Origin of the sequence: Flavobacterium sp. HJSW_4 (assembly GCF_042436695.1) — a bacterium.
In the GTDB taxonomy this organism is placed as follows: domain Bacteria; phylum Bacteroidota; class Bacteroidia; order Flavobacteriales; family Flavobacteriaceae; genus Flavobacterium.
The window spans coordinates 299,932-321,653 of sequence record NZ_JBHNPP010000003.1; the positions used below are offsets into that span (position 1 = coordinate 299,932).

The window sequence follows — 21,722 nt, forward strand, 5'->3', positions numbered from 1 at the left end:
GCTAACTTTGTGACGATAATTTATCACACAAAATGCTTAAAAACGCGCTTACCCATTACATTAACAACTTCAGAGGTTTTACCAGAGAAGTTTGGATTCTTGCCATCATCACTTTTATTAACCGCGCTGGAACAATGGTTCTCCCTTTTTTATCCAAATATTTAAAGGAAGATCTTCATTTTAGCTACAATCAGGTTGGATGGATTATGGTCGCTTTTGGATTAGGATCAATGTTGGGTTCTTGGCTTGGAGGTAAACTATCAGATAAAATCGGGTTCTATAAAATCATGATTTTTAGCTTATTCACCAGTGGAGTTTCCCTCTTCTTTGTACAATATATTACTACTTTCTGGGCGCTTTGCGGTGCCATGTTCGTTCTTATGACGATTGCCGATATGTTTCGCCCAGCGATGTTTGTGTCTCTTGGTGCTTATGCGAAACCAGAAAATAGAACTCGTGCGCTTACATTGGTGCGTCTTGCAGTAAATTTAGGTTTTGCCGCAGGGCCAGCACTTGGAGGTTTAATTATTATGGGAATGGGTTATTCTGGCCTTTTCTGGGTTGACGGAGCTTCTTGTATCATTTCGATTTCGATTTTTGCTTTATTAGTAAAAGAAAAGAAAAAAGCAACTCACGACGATAAAACTGAAAGTGCTACTAATGTAAAATCGGTTTTTCATGATAAAATTTTCTGGGTTTTCTTGTTCGTAAGTTTCATTACAGCGATGATCTTCTTCCAGTTATTTACGACTCTTCCTTTATATCATAACGAAAAATTTGGCTTAAGCGAATTCCAAACAGGTCTTTTAATGACCTTAAACGGATTATTAATCTTTACTCTCGAAATGCCAACGGTTGGATTTTTGGAACGAAAAGCTTTTCCAAAAATCAGAATCATTGTTATTGGATCTTTTGTGATGGCTAGCAGTTTCTTTTTGCTTCTCATTAATTTCTGGGCAGGAATTTTAGTCGTAAGCATGGTTTGTATTTCTATTGGAGAAGTTCTTACTTTTCCATTTTCCAATGCTTTTGCATTAAGTCGCGCGCCACGCGGACAAGAAGGCCGATATATGGCACTTTATACTATGAGTTTTAGCCTTGCTCATATTATTAGTTCTAAACTTGGATTTGAAATTATCACCCGATTTGGCTACCAAATCAATTGGCTTTTTATGGCATGCATTGGCGTTGTTGCAACCGGATGTTGCATTTGGATTAAAAATGCCTTACTCAACGAGAAGATCTCTTAAAAGAAACTTTTAACTTTTTAAAACCCTATAATTCAATTTATTACCATTAAATTTGAATAGCATTTCTGCGCTCAAAATCGAAAGCAAACTTAATTTTTAGTTAAATAACTATTTTTATAGTTGTGTAACTAAAAAAATAGTTGTACGTTTGAATTATAAAATTAAGATGATGCAGAAGTTAACAAACAAAGAAGAAGAAATCATGATGATTTTATGGAAGCTGAAAAAAGCTTTTGTAAAAGAAATTCAAGCAGAAATCACAGAAGATCAGCCACATTACAACACATTGTCTACTATTGTGCGTAATCTGGAAGAAAAAGGATATGTTGGTCACAATGCTTTTGGAAACACACATCAATACTTTCCAATCGTAGCAATTGAAGATTACAGAAAAGGATTTATGAAAACCGCAATCGATAATTACTTTAATAGTTCTTATAAAAGCATGGTTTCCTTTTTTGCTAAGGAAGAAAAAATTTCAGCAGATGAATTGCGTGAGATTTTATCAATGATCGAAAATAAAAACGAAAATAAATAATCGGCTTATGGAAGCACTTTTCATTTACATCGCCAAATCAAGCAGTTTAATGCTTATGTTTTATTGCGCTTATTATTTCTTACTTCGCAAAGAAACATTTTTTAACAGCAACAGATGGTTTCTATTATCTGGTTTGATTGTCTCAGTAATTTTACCATTATTGACTTACACAAAAGTAATTTGGATAAATGCTTCTCCCGATTTAAATACAAATTTTCAAAATGCATTATTAAATAAGTCGCATCAAGAATCGGCAGATTGGAATTGGAATTATATCATTCTTGGGCTTTACGGCCTTGGGCTTTTGATCTTCATTATAAAATTGGCAATTGATTTTTACAGTTTAAATTCAATCATTAAAGGAAAAAAAATCAAACAGCAAGCCGATTTCAAATTCATAGATATAAACGAAAATATTGCGCCTTTCTCCTATTTCGAATACATTGTGTACAACTCATCACTGTATACAGCTTCAGAATTAGAAAGCATACTTGAGCATGAAAAAGTGCATAGCGATCAAAATCATACTTTAGATGTATTGATTTCTAGAATATTCAGCATTATTTTCTGGTTCAACCCAATCGTTTGGTTTTACAAAAAAGCAATTTCTCAAAATCTTGAATTTATTGCTGATAGTGAAGCCTCTAAGAAACTTTCAGACAAAAAAGCTTATCAGTATACGCTTTTAAAAATAACAACACATGAGAATTGTGTTGCAATCACTAATCATTTTTATCAATCATTAATCAAAAAACGAATCGTCATGTTAAACAAAAATCAATCAAAAAAGAGAAATTCATGGAAGTATTATGCTGTAATTCCAGCTTTGGCAGCCTTTGTATTATTATTTCAAATTGAAGTAGTTGCAAAAGAAAGACAGCAGAATGTAAAAGTAGTTTCAAAAGAAATCGAATCTGTTGATGTCTACAAAATTTGGAAAAGTTCTTCAGATTCAGATTTAAAAGAAATTAAAGAGAAATTAAAATCAATTCACAATATTGATTTAAAATACTCGGATATCAAAAGAAACGCTGAAAACGAATTAACATCAATTAAAGTTGATGTAATTAATGGAAAAGACAAATCTCAATCAATCCAAACAGGAGATAAAACCATTAAAGGCTTTGGAATAGTTGTCATTACAAACAAAGACGGAAAGAAAAAAGCTGGCATTCAGACTACTGATGAAAAAATCGCTGTTAGCAAAAAACTAACCATAAATGACAAAACCAACACTACAGAAATTAAAAATGTAAATACTAATACAGACACCAATGTTAACGTTAATTCTACTACTAGTACAAAAACTAACAGTGATACTAATTCAAATACTAGCGCTACTGTAATTATAAATAAAGACAATAACACTAAAGTTATTACGTCTGACGAAGGCTCAACTGTTGCTGTTTCAAATGGCACAAAAACTAAAGTAAAAATAGGTTTCCCACTTGTAATTGTAAACGGAGAACAAATGCCATCTAGTTTTGATATGCATAGTATTCCAAATGAAAATATCGAATCTGTAAATATTTGGAAAGGAGATAACGCAACTGCTAAATACGGAAGCAAAGCTGCTAATGGAGCAATTGAAATTGAAACTAAAAACTAATTACTTTTCTAATTTTAAATAGACAAGAAATGCAAAAACTAACCAACAAAGAAGAAGAGATCATGCATATTTTATGGAAGCTTAAAAAAGCTTTCGTAAAAGAAATTCAAGCAGAGATTTTAGAAGATCAGCCACATTACAATACTTTGTCGACCATTGTTCGTAATCTGGAAGAGAAAGGTTATGTGGCGCACAATGCTTTCGGAAATACGCATCAGTACTATCCAGCCGTTAGCATCGAAGATTATAGAAAAGGTTTCATGAGCACTGCAATTGATAATTATTTTAATAGTTCATACAAAAGCATGGTTTCTTTTTTTGCTAAAGAAGAAAAAATCTCAGCAGATGAATTGCGTGAAATCTTAAATATGATCGAAAATCCAAAAGAAGGTAAATAATCAAAATAGTTATGGAAGCACTTTTCATTTTTATCCTAAAATCAAGCGGGTTACTAGCAATGTTTTATTTTGCTTACATTTTGTTACTTCGCAAAGAAACTTTTTTCAACAGCAGCCGTTGGTTTTTACTAGCTGGATTAATTACTTCAGTAGTACTACCTTTTGTAGTTTACACGAAAGTGATTTGGGTTGAGGCTCCGCCAGCACCTGCTCCAGATCCGATAATTACGACTACTACAACGAATTTAGAAAATGTTCCTTCAAATTATGATGTTGCTTTTTATAAAGCTCATCATGTGCCTACAACTGTATCTGTTGTTGAAGAAGAAAATTTTGAAATTAATTGGAGTTTAGTTTTAGCGGTCACTTACGGAATGGGATTCTTAGCTTTTATGATCAAATTTGCGCTTGATTTCTACAGTCTTAACTCTGTTTTAAAAGGAAAAAAGATTGAACAGCAGGAAGATTTTAAATTTATTGATGTTAATGAAAACATCGCTCCTTTCTCCTATTTTGATTACATTGTATATAACTCATCACTATATACATCGGCAGAATTAGAAAGTATTTTGGAACACGAAAAAGTGCACAGTGACCAAAAGCATACTATTGACGTTTTGATTTCGAGGATCTTTTGTATTCTATTTTGGTTTAACCCAATTGTTTGGCTTTACAAAAAAGCTATTTTACAAAACCTTGAATTCATTGCTGACAGCGAAGCTTCTAAAAAAATTGCCGACAAAAAAGCGTATCAATACACGCTTTTAAAAATAACAACGCATGAAACTTGCGTTGCAATCACCAATCATTTTTATCAATCATTAATCAAAAAACGAATTGTCATGTTAAACAAAAATCAATCAAAAAAGAGAAATTACTGGAAATATTCGGCCGTAATTCCTGCTCTTGGTGCTTTTGTTCTTTTATTTCAAATAAGAACTATTGCACAAGAAAAGAAACAAACTGAAGTTGCAAGCATCCAAAAAGACACCATCAAAGATACTGAAGAGACTATCAAAATAACAAAAAACACTACTGACAAAGAATTGAACGAATTGCCAGGAAAGTTAAAAACAAACCATAATCTTGATGTTGAAATTTCGGATGTAAAAAGAAATACCAAAGAAGAATTGACTGGGATTCAAATCAAAGTAAAATCGGATTCTGGTAAAAAACAAACCATCAAAATTGACGGTGACGAAGCTATTAAAGACTGCGAATTAGCAATTGGAACTGATGAAAATGGAGCGAAATCTATCAATATTAATACAGATAGAAACCTTAGAATGCCAATGATGATTAGAAATGAAAAAGTTATTGTTCGCAATCATGGAGAGTCTGATGTTGTAGCTCCAGTTCCTCCAACTCCGCCAACGTTCCCTGCTGGCCCAATGCCTCCTGTTCCAGCAATTGACATGTCAAGAATGCCTAGACCTCCAGTTGCTCCTAAAAATCCAACTGACAAAGTAGCAATGGCTAAATTTGAAAAAGATATGGAAGCTTTTGGAAAACAAATGGAATCATTTGAACCGCAAATGAAAGAATACGAAAAACAAGTTGAAGCTATCATGTCGCAAAGAGCTGAAGTTTATGAAAAAGAAATGGCGAAATACGAAATTGCTATGGAAAAATTCAGCGCAAACATGGAAAAATTCAACTATAATTTTAATTTCAAATTTGGAGATGATTCTAAGGACTATGAAGAGAATATGAAGCAATACGAGCAAGACATGAAGCAGTATGAGCTTGATATGAAACAACATGCTAAAGAGATGAAGCAGCACGCAAAGGACATGAAACTGCACGAGAAAGATATGAAGCTTCGTGAAAAAGAAATGAAAGCTATGGAAAAAGAGAATAAAAAGGCTTAAATTATTTAATTCGAATTTAAAAACCAGTGCCAAAACACTGGTTTTTCTATTTAATGCATCAATCAAAATTTAAAACACCACACATGAAAAAATATATTTCAATTTTATTTTTGTGCATTAGCTCATTAATTCTTGCACAGAAAAATACAGCTGAAAAAAGTATTTTCATTGCCATGGATAAAACCGCCTCTATCCTTTCTCAAAAATCAAAAGCAAATTCGATTTCAATAGGTGTTATCAAAAACGGAAAAACTTATACCCGACATTATGGCGAAATTGATAAAGGAAAAGAAAACATCGCCAATAACAATACTGTTTTTGAAGTCGCATCTATAACCAAGCTTTTTACAGGATTGCTTACCGCACAAGCTGTTTTGGAAGGAAAACTAAATCCAAATGACGATATCAGAAAATATATCTCAGGCTCTTATCCAAACTTAGAATACAATGGAACACCAATAACAATTAAAGATTTGGTTTCTTTTAGAACTGGCTTTAGCAAAGATTTGCCCGATACTGAAGAATTACGAAAAAACCGAAACGACAGCAGTTATTTAGCATTCAAAAAAATAGACGAAACATACAGTCGTGAGAAATTCTTTGAAGATCTGAAGAACATGAAATTAGATACTTTACCTGGAACTAAATTCAAATACAGCAACGGAAGTCTCAATCTTACGGCTCATATCTTAGAAAACGTTTATCAAAAAAGTTATGAAACGCTTTTGAAAGAAAACATTTTTTCAAAACTCGATATGAAATCAAGCGGAATTAATCTAAGCTCAAATACTGCTATTGCAAATGGCTATAATCTTAAAGGAGTTTTGATGCCAACCATTTCCGATAATCTTTGGGGAGCCGCCGGAATGCTAAAATCTACTTTAGGTGACTTGACTAAATTCATTGTTTATGAATTAAATACTAAAAATAAAATTGTTCAAGAATCACAACAAAATCTCCTAAATAGTCCAACAACTTGGAACGGTTATTTCTGGGATTATATTCAAGTCGATGAAAACGGAAAAAATTGCTGGAAACACGGAGGAGCTTTCGGAACTCAAAATATGCTTGTTGTTTATCCCGAACGTCAATTAGGAATTTCAATTATTGTGAATATAAGTGATGAAAATACTGCAAACGCACTTGGAGAAGCTATTGTTCGACTTTCTAACGATTTATTGAGCGAAAACAAAAAACAAACTGGTATTTACGGCTACAAAATCGTTGATGACAATGTTGTATTTGTTTATGAACACGATAAAAACTTAGATCCTAATTTAGTTAAAAGTGTTTCGATTGCAGGTTCGTTTGACAAATGGAATCCAAATGATCAGAATTTTCAAATGATTCAGAAAAGCAAAAATACATTTGAATTGTCTGTTCCTAAATCACAATTTGAAAAAGATAAAATGCATTTTTTCAAATTTGTAATTAATAAAACTGGATGGATGGAAGCTCCAAAAAATGCCATAAACCGAGAAACCGATGGCGACGAAAATCTAATTCTAAGAATTTAAATACTTTACATTTTACTACTTAAAAGACTTTGTTTCAAACGCAAAGTCTTTTTTTATATCTTTGAAAAAACAAATCTACTATGTATAAATTATTAGCTAAACTAAATAAACTACTTTTGCCAAGCTTTACCAAACAAGGTCTAGATATTTCAAAAGCAAAGAAATGGCAAATGGCTATTATTGGTTATCGCGCTTATGTCACCAAAAAAGCCTTAGGCAATTAATTTACAATACATTTTATTTATCCGACAGCAATAAATCTTTTACGATTCTGTCTTACTATTTATGAAAAACAGAGAAATCAGCCTACCTCCTGTTCCAGCAGTATTATTAGCAATTATTAGTGTACAATGCGGAGCTGCAATTGCAAAAACTTTATTTCCTGCAATTGGCGCAGCAGGTACAGCATCTATACGTATTGGAGTTTCAGCAATAATTTTGTTATTGGCCTACAGACCAAATTTTAAAACTGTAACTGCACAGCAATGGAAAATTGTAATTCCGTATGGCCTAGCTTTAGGCGCAATGAATTTGATTTTTTATTTTGCAATAGAAAGAATTCCGATTGGTTTAGCCGTTACCTTAGAGTTTGTTGGACCGTTGTTACTCGCTATAGCGGGCTCAAAACGAATGGTTGATTATTGTTGGGTTTTGCTGGCAGCAATTGGTATTTTGTTGATTGCGCCTTGGACAAACGATCGCTTAGATCCTATCGGAATTATATGTGCACTTTTGGCAGGAGCTTTTTGGACAGCATATATAGTCTTAGGAGGTAAAATTTCAAAAATAATGAACGATGGTTACGCCGTTTCAACAGGGATGCTGTTTGCCGCACTTTTGGTCTTGCCTTTCGGCTTTCTAGAAAGCGGATTAAACAATCTTACTCCGAAATTATTCGGAATGGGAGTTGCTCTTGCGCTTTTATCGAGTGCTATTCCTTTTACTTTAGAAATGAAAGCTTTAGGAAAACTTCCTCCGCGTACTTTTAGCATTTTAATGAGTTTAGAACCGGCCGCGGCTTCTATTTGTGCTTTTATTTTTCTACAAGAAAATTTAAGTTTCTACGAAATCTTAGCTGTAGTTTGTGTAGTAATCGCTTCAGCAGGTAGTACTTTAACAGCTAAAAAATAAACTGAAAAAATTTCAAAATAAAAAATCCAAATCCCAATTAAGCTTGGAATTTGGATTTTTGTTTTTTGGAGCTTTATATATTATTTTTTAGGAAGTAAAACAGCATCAATAACGTGAATCACACCATTTGACTGATTAACATCTGCAATTGTAACTTTCGCTTTATTGCCATTTTCATCGCTAATATATAAGTCTTTTCCTTTCATCCAAGCAGTGATCGTACCACCAGCAACCGTTTTAATGCTTGCTTTGCCTTTACCCTCTTTAATTGCTTTTGCAATATCAGCTGAACTCCATTTTCCAGCTACAACATGATAAGTCAAAATTCCTTGAAGCATTTTTTTATTCTCTGGTTTCAATAATGTTTCTACGGTTCCTTTTGGCAATTTATCAAACGCTGCATTTGTTGGAGCGAAAACAGTAAACGGACCAGCTCCTTTTAATGTTTCAACTAAATCTGCTGCTTTTACTGCCGCAACCAAAGTGGTATGGTCTTTTGAATTGACAGCATTTTCAATAATATTTTTATTCGGATACATCGCTGCACCACCAACCATAACTGATTTTTGTGCATTTGATGTAAATGCAAATCCTAAAGCTAAAACTGCAAGGGCTAAAAATTTTTTAGTTTTCATATTTAATGATTTTAAGTTATAAGCTCATTTACGCAGGAAAAATTGTTTTGGTTTTAAATTAAAAATATTTTCCTCGAGAAAACGTCACTTAATACCTTAAATCTTCAACAAAATCAACGCTTTAGAATACTTAAAAAATTTCTAAAAATTTTAAGAATATTTAATTTTCGCTTCTGTTTTATTATTAAATTTAAATCAAAACTCATCGATATGAAAAATATGCCAAAGAAAGTCAGAAGCAAAAAACTAAGTTCTAGAGTAGATTTAACTGCAATGGTCAGTGTTTCATTTCTGCTGATTATATTTTTTATGGTTGTTGGAGAATTATCGAAGCCTAATGGGGCAAATTTGAATCTTCCAGATCAAGATGGAATAACATGTGGCCTAATTGGGCATATTAAACCGAATCGCTTATATACGATTTTACTTGATGATAACAACAAAGTAATCACTTATTCTGGAATTTTATCATATCCGCTTGAAAATCCTAAAGAATTTGAGTTTGGAAAAAAAGGTATTAGAGAAGAAGTTTTGCTTAAAAAGAAACAAATACAGGAATATATGACATCTGTAGGAAAACCTAAAAGCGGGATAATTGTTGTTATAAAACCAAGCTCAAAAAGTAATTTTCAAAATCTAGTTGACATTTTAGATGAAATGACAATTTCAAAAATTGATAATTATGTAATTGAAAATGAATTTAGCATTGAAGAAGCAAAATTATTAGCCTCAAATTAAACCTATAAAATTTAAAATCATGCAAAACCTTCCAAAAAAAGTCAGAAGTAAAAAACTAAGTTCTAGAGTAGATTTAACTGCAATGGTCAGTGTTTCATTTCTGCTGATTATATTTTTTATGGTTGCAACTGAATTACGAAAATCCAAAGCTATGGATTTAAGTTTACCAGATTATGACGCCTATACATGTGGATGGACAGGTGGATGCGGAGAGAATAGATCTTATACGATTTTACTTGGAGAAGAAAACAAAATAGTATCTTATATGGGATTTTTAGAGGTTCCCAAAATTGCTCCGAAAAAATTTGAATATGGCAAAGATGGAATCAGGAAAGAGCTTTTAAAACAAAATAAAAGAATGCTTGATTACTCTGCGCAATTAGGAAGACAAGGAACAGGAATGGTTGTTATCATTAAACCTAGCAAAAAAAGTAACTTCAAAAACTTGATAGATATTTTAGATGAAATGGCAATAGCAGATATAAGTACGTATGTAATAGTAAATGATTTTACTCCAGAAGAATCCAAATTACTAGCTTCAAAATAAATTCAGAAAATATCATTAAAAAAAGTTCTCGATTCCAATCAAACTGACAGAACTTGAAACGTCAAACTTTAAACAAAAAAATAAAAAAGTCCCACATTTCTGTGGGACTTTTTTTAATTCTTAATGAATTTCATACTCGAACTTCCTTTATCCGATTTTACTTTTATAAAGTAATTACCAGTTCTAAGGTTTGAAATATCAATATTCGAGGTTGTTTTTGCGTTAGGAATCGCAATTACCAATTGCCCTAAAATATCATAAATTTCAAATGAATTTATTTCAATACTTTCGTTCTGTGAAATATTTAAAAGCTGATTTGCCGGATTCGGATACAAACTTAAATATCTAGAGAAATTGAAATCTTCAGTTGATAAAACACTTTTAAATGTTGAAGTTGCTTTATTAGTCAAAATAGGAAAATTATAATCAAAATAAATATTTGCATCGTTAGTAAACGTATCCCCTACTTGTAATGTTGATTTTGTTTTTATTTTAAAAGCAATATAACCATCATTATTCGCATCATCAAAAGGTAGATTAATTCCTTCAAAAATAAACTCCACTTTGTTTCCTTCCGAAATTTTAGTTATAAAAGAATGACTAGAACTTGTTGTAATTAGTGATGAAATATGAAATTTAGATAAATCAATCATATCTTTTACAACAATATTTTGTGCCATGTAAGTTCCTGTGTTTTCAAAACGAATCATGTAATGCACATACTCCCCTATTAATTTTGAAGTAATCACCGAACCTTCTAGACACGTTTTATCATTTGGATCGTAAGAACCTACAACAGTCTGATTTAAAGAAAATGTATTATCTAAAGGTGTTTCATCGTTGTCTTGCGATGAGATAACGGCTGTGAATTTTAGAATATCTCCATTATTTACTGCAGGTGTACTTGTTGGTGAATTTACTTTTACTGTTAAAATAATTTCTTTAGATTCATATGGTCTCAGGTTTCCAAAATTCCATAATAGATTATTTGTCGCTTGCGAAGATGTTGCCGGACTTGCTAAAATTACATCTAAAACAGAATCATCAAAAGTAAGATTTACTGTTCCAGATTGCGCTACATTTCCTTTATTCTTGTAAATAAGCTTGTAAGACGCGTTAAATCCTGGTCTGGCTGGATCGATTGGTAAAACGGCTACTTCTACGTCAGAATGTGTGCCATTTGGTGTAATACAAAATTTTTGATTCAAAGGACTTGTCTGTGCTGGAAAGTCAACATTTATAACTGATGGCGTAATCAAAAAATAAGTAGGATTTTCTAAAACAGGTGTTATAGAATGCGTTCCTGCTGGTAAGGCAATAGAATAATTATTTCCATTCGCTATATAACTTGAAGTGTCAGTTCCGTTAGATATATTAAGCTTTAAATTTGGCAAACTTAAATCTTGAGTATCACAACCGTTATTATCTGCATCTATTTTATTATCCCCTGAAACAATAAAATATTGCCCAACTGGATTAAATGAGCAATAGGCATTTACACTACAGTTGGTATACCCATAATCATTTAAAAGACTTTGAACTTGCGGCAATTGGCTTTCATCTGCACAAACGTATAACAAGTTTGGGTTTTCAGAAAAATTTAAATTTTTAGCTTCGTTACTGCCATTTCTTATATACAAAAAGTTAAGCCCATTGTTAGAGCAGTTAAGCTCTTCCAATTTACCCAAATCACTTACATCCAACATTTTCAATTGGTTATAAGAACACTCTAATTTTGTTAAACTTGGTAATTGCGCTAAATCTAAAGCTGTAATCTTGTTGTTTATACATCTAAAAGCTTTAAGCTTAGGCAATCCATTTATATTTAAATATTGTAATTGATTAATACTGCAATTTACATATTCGAGTTTTTCTAAACCATTCAAATTTAATGATGAAATAGCATTTCCATCACAATAAAGCTCAATAAGATTAGCTGAACCGCTTACATTAAGGCTCATTAATTGATTAGAATAACACTGTAAATAAGCAAGATTATTTAAGCCACTAAGATCTAATTGTAACAGTTTATTATAATTACATGATAATGAATAAAGTTTTGTTAAGCCATTCACTTTTAGCGATGTCATCTGATTACTACCGCATTCCAAACCTTCTAGGTTTATCAAACTTGTGACATCCAATGTAGCTAATTGATTTCCTCCACAATATAACTTTTTAAGTGCAGTTAATCCTTGTAGGTTTAAGACGCTCAATTTATTATTTGTAGCTCCAATTTCAGTCAGATTAACTGCCCCATTTATACTTAATGTTCCTAGTTTTGGATTTCCTGTGATTTGAAGGTATTTCAAATTCGTTAGTCCATCAGCTACTATTGTGGCTAACTCTGGTAAATTTTCAATTAGTAAATATTCTTTGCTTTGAATATTAGAATATTCTAGATAGACCAATTTCTTTAAGACATTAAAATCAATATCATTCATAATTGGATTATTACTGCAATTTAAATACTGAAGATTAGTAAAATATTGCAATCCTTGTAAAGAATTAATATTCTGATTGCTAATATCTAAAAAACTTACATTAAGCGCTTCATTAAACTCTATTTGAAAATTAGAATTTGTATCTACATTAAGCGCAAATAATCTCATTTTTAGGTTAATATCTGGAATGTCAATGATTTGTGCATTCGCAACATTAAAAAAGCATAAAGTCAGAACAAAAAAGTAGAGTTTTTTCATATGTGGTATTTTCATACAAAAATAACTTTTAAAGATAATAACACAACTTTTTTTGTTAAAATAATCTAAAATTAAAAACGATTGAATAAAAAAAAATCCCACATTACTGTGGGACTTTCTCTTTAATTCTTAATGAATTTTATACTTGAATTTCCTTTATCTGATTTTACTTTTATAAAGTAATTACCCGTTTTAAGCTTTGAAATATCAATATTCGAAGTTGTTTTTGCATTTGGAATCGCAATTACCAATTGACCTAAAACATTATAAATCTCAAAAGATTGTATTTCGATACTGTCGTTCTGCGAAATATTTAAAAACTGATTTGCTGGATTTGGATATAATGCAAGGTACTTTGAAAATTCAAAATCTTGAACTCCCAATGTTTTAAATGTAGAAGTTGCTTTATTGGTTGAAATTGGAAAATTATAATCGAAGTAAATATTTGCCTCATTTGTAAAAGAATCTCCCACAACAAGTGTTGGTTTAGTTTTGATTTTAAAAGCTACATAACCATCATTATTTGCATCGTCAAAAGGAAGATTGATATTTTCGAATATAAATTCTACTTTGTTTCCTTCTGATATATTAATTACAAAAGAATGGCTTGAACTGGTTGTAATTAAACTTGAAATATCAAATTTAGATAAATCAATCATGTCTTTTACAACAATGTTTTGTGCAGCATAAGTTCCTGTATTCTCAAAACGGATCATGTAATGTACATATTCGCCAATTAAACTTGGTGTAATAACTGTTCCTTCTAAGCAGGTTTTGTCGTTTGGATCATAAGAACCAACAACAGTTTGATTAAAAACAAATGTATTATCAATTGGAGTTTCATCTGTCACAGCACCTGCTATTACTGTTTTAAATTTTAATATATCATCAATATTTAATGCTGGCTTTTCTATTGGAGAATTTGCATTTAGAGTAAATTTAATTTCGCGCGTTTCATATGGCAATAAATCAGCAAAATTCCAAGATAACTTATTAAAAGAATTAGTCACTGGTGTAGGTTTTGCAGTAACGAAATCTAAAACAGCATCATCAAAACTTAAATTTACTGAGCCAGATTGTATAGTATTTCCTTTGTTTTTATAGACAATTTTATATACAGCATTAAAACCTGGTCTTGCGGGCTCTAATGGTAATAAAACAACTTCTAAATCCGGATGAACACCGTTTGCAGTAATACAAAAATCTTGAGTAAGTGGACTGGAATCTGTTGGAAAAGTAACTTTAACAGTCGTTGGATAAACATTAAAATAAGCTGGGTCTTCTAGTATTGGAGTAACATCATAAGATCCCGATTTAACATAATAATTGTAATCACCATTTTCATCAGATGCAGAACTGTTTGTTGTGGTTTGATTTGCAATATTAACTTTCATATTTTGAAATTTAATATCTCCATTGTCACATCCATTATTATTTAAATCTAATGTATTATTACCTTTAATTGCATAAAACTTACCTCCTGGTTTAAATGTACAATACGAATTGACATTACAATCCTTAATATTTGCTAATAATAGTTGTGACTGTATGGCTGGAATTTGAGATTCATCGGCACAAATATATTTTAAATTGGGATTTTGAGTAATATAAAGTCGATTTTCATTTATTCCATTTTTTATCATTAATGATGACAATTGGTTTGCAGTACAGTCAAGATGGTTTAAATCGGTTAAATTACTAAGATCCAAAGATGTTAAACTATTTGAAGAACAAATAAGTTGTTGAATTTTTGTTAAACCACTTATATTTAATGAAGTTAAACCATTACCCTGACATTGAATATATGTTAATTTTGATAAATTACTAACGTTAAGCAATTTAATCTTATTAAAATAACAATCTAATACTCCCAAATTTACAAAATACTCAATTCCAAGTAAAGAAGAAATATTACTTTCATTCAAAGTCAAAGAATAAACATTCAATGCTTCGCTCATTTGTATTTCTTTATCATTATTGGCATCAATTTTAAAATAAGAACCAGATAAATTTCTTGCAACATAATTTTGATTAGTTGCAGATAATAATTTTGCTTTAAAAATCGGATCTGGAAAATTAATAATTGCATCACTACAAGCACCAACACAACTACAACTAGAATCTAATAAAACATTATTTAAACCACTTAAATCTATGCTTTTTTGAATAACATTAAAATCTATAATATCTGCACAAATATGTTTAAGGTTTGAATTCCCAGTTATGTTTAATGTCATCAAATCCTGAGAAGGATTATTATTTTTAATAAAAATATCAGTTAAAATAGTATTATGTGCACAATCTAACTCTTTTAGAACAGGTAAATAGGAAACATCTATTTTTGAAGCTTTTGTACTTTGACATACAAGTTTTTGCAAATTATTTAACCCCGTTAAATCAAAAGTTACTATTGGATTTGCAGAAAAATTAAGCGTTTGCAAATTTACAAATGGTAAAAAATTAAAAGAAGTAATTTTATTCCCAGAAAAATTTAAATCAATTAAATTTGTTGTAGAACCAGTGTTTAAAGAAGTTATATTATTATTACTGCATTTAATGGATTTTATGTTTGTACCATTTAATAAATCCAAAGATGTAATAGCATTATTTGAGCAATCAATAGTTAATAAATTAGAAGCGTTTTTCATTTGAAAAACAGATAAATATTGATTAATATTACATTTAACATTGTTAAGATTTGTAAGTCCATTTGCATACAAACCAAACAAATTATGATTATTATTAATATTTAAAGTCTTTAAACTAGCTAAATTATCAATTTTTAATGATGATAAAGAACTGTTCCATTGTACAGTCAAATTTTCTAAATTAACCAAACTGGTTAAATCTATTGTTCCTCCAATTTGAGTGTTATCAATAGTTAAACTTTTTAAATTGGTAAAATACTGAATTGTATTAATTGACTTAACATATGGAGCGATACTCATTGTAGTTACTTGTAATGCTTCAGAAAATTGAATTTCACCATCAAAATTTAAATCAATAGTTGTATTATTTAAAATAGAGTTTTTAAAGTTTTCATCATCAAAACATATTGTTCCTGCCACACATTGAGGTACAGCACTACAAGAATTTACTACTGTAACATTAGACATTCCATATTCTACCAATTTATTTTGAATTAATGAAATATCACTTTGATATGCACAAATAGAGTTTAGATTTAAATTATTATTAAACTCTAGAGAACTAAAAGTGTTATATAGTCGATTTAAAACTAAACTTGAAATGTTATTATTTGAACAGTTTAAACTAGTTAATGCGTTTGTATCTGAAAAATATAATGCAGTCAAATTATTATAACTACAATTAACATTAACGATATTATTGGTATTATCTCTTTTAATAAAATTCAATTGATTATTAGAACAATCAAGAGTTGACAAAGAAGTCAGATAAGTTAAAAGCAAAGATTTTAATTGTGAATTATTATTTATTTTTAAAATCCTTAATGAACCAAAATAGGAAAGGCTTATTTTAGTTAAAGAAGTATTTTTAATACTCAAGTTTTTCAATCCTGAAAAAATATTAGAGTCAAAACCTTCTAAAGAGCTGATATTTCCATCCAAATATAGATTGTTAATTACACTAGCTTCACTATAATCAATCTCATTATCATTATTTGTATCAGCATCACTATCAGCTATGCCATCATTATTATTGTCGACACAATTTGTAGAAATCAAAATATTTTTTAAAACTGCATCAGGAAAATTAATAACCTGCGCACTCAAACCGTTAAAAAAGCATAAAGCAGTAACTAATAAGTAAAGTTTCTTCATAAGTGGTATTTTCATACAAAAATAATTTTTTATGACAATAACACAACTTTATTTGTTAAAATAATCTAAAATTAAAAACGATTTAATAAAAAAAAAGTCCCACATTACTGTGGGACTTTCTATTTATAAAAAAGCTAAGAATTATTTTTTCTCAGTTTTTTCCATTTTAGCTTTTAAAGCAGCTAATACATCATTGTTATCTCCTAAAGTCGCAGCTGGTGCGTTAGTAGATGCAGATGTAGTAGTTTCAGCAGCAGCTTTCACGTTTTTCTCTTCTTCTTCTCTGAAGATAGCAGTGTGAGAAGCAACAACTCTTTTGAATTCTTTGTTGAATTCGATTACTTTGAAATCAGCTGTATCACCTTTTTTCAATTTCTTTCCGTCTTCTTTTTCAAGGTGACGAGTTGGAATGAAAGCAACGATATCATCTCCGAATTCTACAGTAGCTCCTTTGTCAACGATTTCAGAAATCTCACCGTTGTGGATAGTTCCTACAGCGAAAGAATCTTCGTATTGATCCCAAGGATTAGCAGTAGTTTGTTTGTGACCTAAAGATAATTTACGTCCTTCAACATCTAATTCTAATACAACAACATCAAGTTTTTCACCAACGTTTACAAACTCAGATGGGTGTTTGATTTTCTTAGTCCAAGATAAGTCAGAGATGTAGATTAATCCATCAATTCCTTCTTCTAATTCTACGAAAATACCAAAGTTTGTGAAGTTTCTAACGATACCTGTATGTTTAGAACCTACTGGGTATTTAGAAGTGATATCAGTCCATGGATCTTGAGTTAATTGTTTGATACCTAATGACATCTTACGATCATCTCTATCTAAAGTTAAGATAACAGCTTCAACAACATCTCCAACTTTTACGAAATCTTGAGCAGAACGTAAGTGAGTTGACCATGACATTTCAGAAACGTGGATTAAACCTTCAACACCTTCAGCAACTTCGATGAAAGCACCGTAATCAGCGATTACAACTACTTTACCTTTAACTTTATCACCAACAGTTAAGTTAGCATCTAAAGCATCCCATGGGTGAGCGTTTAATTGTTTCAATCCTAATTGAATTCTTGTTTTCTCATCATCGAAATCAAGGATTACAACGTTTAATTTTTGGTCTAATTCAAGAACTTCACTTGGGTGGTTGATTCTACTCCAAGAAAGGTCAGTAATGTGAATTAATCCGTCAACACCACCTAAGTCAATGAACACACCATAAGAAGTAATGTTTTTAACAACACCTTCTAATACTTGTCCTTTTTGTAATTGACCGATGATTTCTTTTTTCTGTACTTCAATATCAGCCTCGATAAGAGCTTTATGAGATACAACAACGTTTTTGAATTCGTGGTTGATTTTTACCACTTTGAATTCCATCATTTTGTTTACATATACATCGTAGTCTCTAATTGGCTTAACGTCAATTTGAGATCCTGGTAAGAACGCCTCGATACCGAATACGTCAACGATCATACCTCCTTTAGTTCTACATTTAACAAAACCGTTAACAATTTCTCCAGTTTCATTAGCTGCAATAACTCTATCCCAAGATTTGATAGTACGTGCTTTTCTGTGAGATAATACTAATTGACCTGTTTTGTCCTCACGGATGTCGATTAATACTTCAACTTTGTCACCTACTTTTAAGTTTGGGTTGTAACGGAATTCATTTAAAGAAATAACACCTTCAGATTTAGCATTGATATCAACGATAACGTCTCTATCTGTAATTCTAACAACAACTCCTTCAACTACTTCTTCTTGATCTGTAGCGATGAAAGTTTTTGATACTAGTTCTTCAAACTCTTGTAAGTTTTTCTCATCTACTGCATCAATTCCTTCTTGGAAGTTATGCCAGTTAAAATTTGCTAAAAACTCTTCTTGTGATTTTAATTGTTCAGACATGCTGATAAAAAAATTTGTATTCTGTTTTTCTCGAGTTTCTCTATGCGATAGAAAATACAGAAGTTGTTTTACATAAATGGTTGATTCCTAATGGAAACTCTTCTCTGCCAAAAGGACTGCAAAATTAATACATTTTTCTGAATTAACAAAACAAAACCGATATGATTATCAATATGATAATAAGAAGCAGAAGATTTTCGGTTTTTTAAGAAGTTTAGTCCCGCTATCCGTTGCAATCTTTTGTGCCGAACCCCGTCACAAAAGGATTTCCACTTCTATCGGGGCTAGATTAGAAAGTTTTGTTTTTATAAGATATCTAAAAGCGTTAATCTCACATCACAGATTTAAAAAATTGGCAAATCTTTAATGCTAAATAACAATGTTTCTATTTAATCTTATTTAAAAAAATCAGCCCAAATCTGATCATACTCAGCTCTATTAAATTTCATTTTACTATCTGAAAATGGGCCTAACTGTTGTAGCATATAAACTTTAACCTTCTCATTCATTCTAACACAAGGAGGATGATAAACCTCTAGATATTCATTATCACTTCGATGTTTGAATAATAATTCTCGAATTTTATAATAATCTTTCTCCACCAACATCTTGAATGCAAAACATCTAACAATAGGTTTTTCACATTCTGTCATTAAAATTAAATCACTAATACTTGTTTGCTCACGAAATTTGATAAAACTTTGACGCTTCTCAATTCCTAAATATAAATAAACATTATCAAGCCTGAATTCATTGTAATCATTCTTCAATTTCTCCTTTTTTAAAATCGTGTCAAGCTTAACTGTTGGCTTAAAATCTTGTTTTCTGCTACAGCTAAATATTAAAAATAAAAGAACAAAATAAGTTAATCGAGTAATATTCATCTCTTTAGTTTTAAAAGCTTTTTTCGTTTTTAGTTAAAATATCTGTTTCCTTAAAAGAAAATAAAAAGCATCACAAAAACAACAATGATGACAACAACCGCCATTACAAAAGCTGCAGAGTTTAAATCTTCTCTTCGCTTCTCATAATCCACTTCGAAATTATTTGGATTTATGTAATACAAACTAAAAGCTTTAGAATGAACTTTTAAATCTGGTCTAAAGTGCGCGAGACCTAACAACAATCCTCTAACTAATTCCAGTTTATTAGAATAAATCGTACTAAAAATATGATTTCCTGAAAATGTTTCTTTATGAACTTCTACTTTATCATTTTCTAAAACAAACCAGAAAAATGTTTCTTGACTATACTTGCCACTTCCGACCATTTTAGAAAAAATATCATATTTTAAAAGATCTGCATCCGAAGAAGAACTTACTCCTCTTATTTCACCTTTAAAATCTTCAACTTTCTGAAAATCATTCCAAAGTATAACTTTTATAACCTTTTTATTAAACTTATTTATATAATGAATACCTAGGTTATCAATTATTGTAGTCGTATGCTTCATTGTTTTTCTAACATGAAGTACTATTAATACAATGACGAGAAACATCAGAAAACTAATAACTAAAATATTTTTATCGGCCTCAACTAAAAACGGAAGTGCAAATAATATAAAAGCGACAAAAATAGCTGTAAAAACAATCATTATCCCATAACCATAATTATGGATCTTTGAAGACTTTGATTCTACAGATTCGAATGTAGGAAGGTTTGTTGTTTGATTGATCATATTTAAATTAAAACACTAAAATATTCAAAGTTCACAAATAAAAAAAATCCTATTTCCAAACTGAAAATAGGATTCAAATATTTTAAAAGAATTATTTAATGACTTAAATTCTCAATCTCTTTAGGATCGTGTTTATGCTTAAATAAAACAGCAAAAGCAATAGCAATCACCAAAGCATAAGCCGCAAATGACAACCAGATGGTATGCCAGTCTTTCATCAAAATTGGATTTGTAAAAATTCCGTCTGCAGAAATTGAGTTCCCTTGACTTTTTACAAACTCAATCATTTTTTCATTTGTAGCGTCTGTTTGCAAAAATCCAGCTAATTCAGTTGTATTGGCAAACGATTTTGTAAAGAAACGATCAATTGCCCAACCTGAAGTCAAACTTCCTAAAACTGCTCCTACTCCATTGGTCATCATCATAAATAAACCTTGTGCAGAAGAACGAATTTTAGAATCTGTATTGCTTTCTACGAATAAAGAACCTGAAATATTGAAGAAATCAAATGCCATTCCGTAAACAATACAAGACAAAATAATCATCCATAATCCACCAATTGGATCTCCAAAAGCAAATAATCCGAAACGAAGAACCCAAGCCAGCATACTAATCAACATAACTTGTTTGATTCCGAAACGTCTCAAGAAAAACGGAATTGCCAAAATAAATAATGTCTCAGAAACCTGAGAAATCGACATAATGATAGTCGAATATTTAATTACAAATGAATCTGCATATTTTGGAAAATGCTTGAATTCATCTAAAAACACATCTCCGTAAGCATTTGTCAATTGAAGCGCTCCTCCTAAAAACATAGAGAACACAAAAAACAAAGCCATTTTATAGTTTGCAAACAATTTAAAAGACTCTAAACCAAAAGTCTCTGTCCAAGTTGCATTTTCTTTAATTAAACGTTGTGGTTCACATTTTGGCAAAGTAAAAGCGTAAACTCCAAGAATTAAAGCTCCAACTCCAGCAATATAAAACTGATATTCAGTCGCTTTGCTTCCACTTAAATTCGTAATCCACATGGCAACAATAAAACCAATTGTTCCCCAAACACGAATTGGCGGAAAATCTTTTACAATATTTTTATTGTTTAATTTAAGCGAAGTGTAAGATATTGAATTACTTAAAGCGATTGTTGGCATATAACAACACATTGCCAACAGCATTACAATAATAAAAGTATCTGGTGTAGTAACTTGCGCAATTGCAAATAAAACTACTGCGTATAAAATATGAAGAACACCGTAAAGCTTTTCAGCATTTACCCATCTGTCAGCGATGATACCGGTTAATGTTGGCATAAAAAGCGAAGCGATTCCCATAGTTCCGAAAACTAGTCCAAATTGCGTTCCTTCCCAGTTTTTTGTGCCAAACCA

The 21,722-nt window shown here is 30.9% G+C and carries 17 protein-coding genes; 10 read left to right on the top strand and 7 right to left on the bottom strand.

Features of this window, described 5'->3' with window-relative positions:
- The first annotated feature begins 32 nt into the window (after positions 1 to 32).
- The 8 genes from ACE01P_RS04675 to ACE01P_RS04710 all read left to right on the top strand — a co-directional run bounded on the left by ACE01P_RS04675 (position 33) and on the right by ACE01P_RS04710 (position 8,314).
- On the top strand, positions 33 to 1,250 hold the full coding sequence (locus tag ACE01P_RS04675; RefSeq protein ID WP_379694778.1) for an MDR family MFS transporter: 1,218 nt from the start codon (positions 33 to 35) through the stop codon (positions 1,248 to 1,250).
- A gap of 169 nt (positions 1,251 to 1,419) precedes the next feature.
- Positions 1,420 to 1,788: a BlaI/MecI/CopY family transcriptional regulator gene (locus ACE01P_RS04680; RefSeq protein WP_379694780.1), complete on the top strand. Its 369-nt coding sequence runs from the start codon at positions 1,420 to 1,422 to the stop codon at positions 1,786 to 1,788.
- A 7-nt stretch (positions 1,789 to 1,795) separates the two neighbouring features.
- Entirely contained in the window at positions 1,796 to 3,397 is a 1,602-nt protein-coding gene (locus tag ACE01P_RS04685; RefSeq protein WP_379694782.1) for a M56 family metallopeptidase, read from the top strand.
- 29 nt (positions 3,398 to 3,426) lie between these two features.
- Positions 3,427 to 3,795 (top strand): BlaI/MecI/CopY family transcriptional regulator, encoded by a 369-nt coding sequence (locus ACE01P_RS04690; protein WP_202003003.1) that lies wholly within the window; start codon positions 3,427 to 3,429, stop codon positions 3,793 to 3,795.
- Positions 3,796 to 3,806: 11 nt separating this feature from the next.
- Positions 3,807 to 5,666, top strand: a complete 1,860-nt coding sequence (locus tag ACE01P_RS04695; RefSeq protein WP_379694784.1) for a M56 family metallopeptidase — start codon at positions 3,807 to 3,809, stop codon at positions 5,664 to 5,666.
- Positions 5,667 to 5,749: 83 nt separating this feature from the next.
- Positions 5,750 to 7,183 (top strand): serine hydrolase, encoded by a 1,434-nt coding sequence (locus ACE01P_RS04700; RefSeq protein WP_379694786.1) that lies wholly within the window; start codon positions 5,750 to 5,752, stop codon positions 7,181 to 7,183.
- A gap of 80 nt (positions 7,184 to 7,263) precedes the next feature.
- A complete protein-coding gene (locus tag ACE01P_RS04705; RefSeq protein WP_111368963.1) occupies positions 7,264 to 7,407 on the top strand; it encodes an SsrA-binding protein in 144 nt (47 codons plus the stop codon).
- A gap of 61 nt (positions 7,408 to 7,468) precedes the next feature.
- Positions 7,469 to 8,314, top strand: a complete 846-nt coding sequence (locus ACE01P_RS04710) for a DMT family transporter (RefSeq protein ID WP_379694788.1) — start codon at positions 7,469 to 7,471, stop codon at positions 8,312 to 8,314.
- Positions 8,315 to 8,394: 80 nt separating this feature from the next.
- On the opposite strand, the gene ACE01P_RS04715 is transcribed toward ACE01P_RS04710, so the two are convergent.
- On the bottom strand, positions 8,395 to 8,949 hold the full coding sequence (locus ACE01P_RS04715; protein WP_379694790.1) for a fasciclin domain-containing protein: 555 nt from the start codon (positions 8,947 to 8,949) through the stop codon (positions 8,395 to 8,397).
- 210 nt (positions 8,950 to 9,159) lie between these two features.
- On the opposite strand from ACE01P_RS04715, the gene ACE01P_RS04720 reads away from it, so the two are divergent.
- The gene (locus ACE01P_RS04720; protein WP_379694792.1) at positions 9,160 to 9,687 is read left to right on the top strand and encodes an ExbD/TolR family protein; all 528 of its coding nucleotides are present in this window, start codon (positions 9,160 to 9,162) and stop codon (positions 9,685 to 9,687) included.
- Between the two features lie 19 nt (positions 9,688 to 9,706).
- On the top strand, positions 9,707 to 10,234 hold the full coding sequence (locus tag ACE01P_RS04725; RefSeq protein ID WP_379694794.1) for an ExbD/TolR family protein: 528 nt from the start codon (positions 9,707 to 9,709) through the stop codon (positions 10,232 to 10,234).
- A 113-nt stretch (positions 10,235 to 10,347) separates the two neighbouring features.
- Here the strand turns inward: ACE01P_RS04725 and ACE01P_RS04730 are convergent, their stop codons facing one another.
- The 6 genes from ACE01P_RS04730 to ACE01P_RS04755 form a co-directional block, all read right to left on the bottom strand.
- Positions 10,348 to 12,951, bottom strand: a complete 2,604-nt coding sequence (locus tag ACE01P_RS04730) for a T9SS type A sorting domain-containing protein (protein WP_379694796.1) — start codon at positions 12,949 to 12,951, stop codon at positions 10,348 to 10,350.
- A 107-nt stretch (positions 12,952 to 13,058) separates the two neighbouring features.
- Positions 13,059 to 16,754: a T9SS type A sorting domain-containing protein gene (locus tag ACE01P_RS04735; protein ID WP_379694799.1), complete on the bottom strand. Its 3,696-nt coding sequence runs from the start codon at positions 16,752 to 16,754 to the stop codon at positions 13,059 to 13,061.
- Positions 16,755 to 16,880: 126 nt separating this feature from the next.
- A complete protein-coding gene (gene rpsA, locus ACE01P_RS04740; RefSeq protein ID WP_144212501.1) occupies positions 16,881 to 18,656 on the bottom strand; it encodes a 30S ribosomal protein S1 in 1,776 nt (591 codons plus the stop codon).
- A gap of 395 nt (positions 18,657 to 19,051) precedes the next feature.
- Complete coding sequence (locus ACE01P_RS04745; RefSeq protein ID WP_379694801.1) at positions 19,052 to 19,540, bottom strand: hypothetical protein; 489 nt, start codon at positions 19,538 to 19,540, stop codon at positions 19,052 to 19,054.
- Positions 19,541 to 19,590: 50 nt separating this feature from the next.
- The gene (locus ACE01P_RS04750; RefSeq protein WP_379694804.1) at positions 19,591 to 20,334 is read right to left on the bottom strand and encodes a hypothetical protein; all 744 of its coding nucleotides are present in this window, start codon (positions 20,332 to 20,334) and stop codon (positions 19,591 to 19,593) included.
- 95 nt (positions 20,335 to 20,429) lie between these two features.
- Positions 20,430 to 21,722, bottom strand: a 1,293-nt coding sequence (locus ACE01P_RS04755) for a nucleoside permease (protein ID WP_379694807.1), incomplete at its 5' end; no start/stop codon positions are given.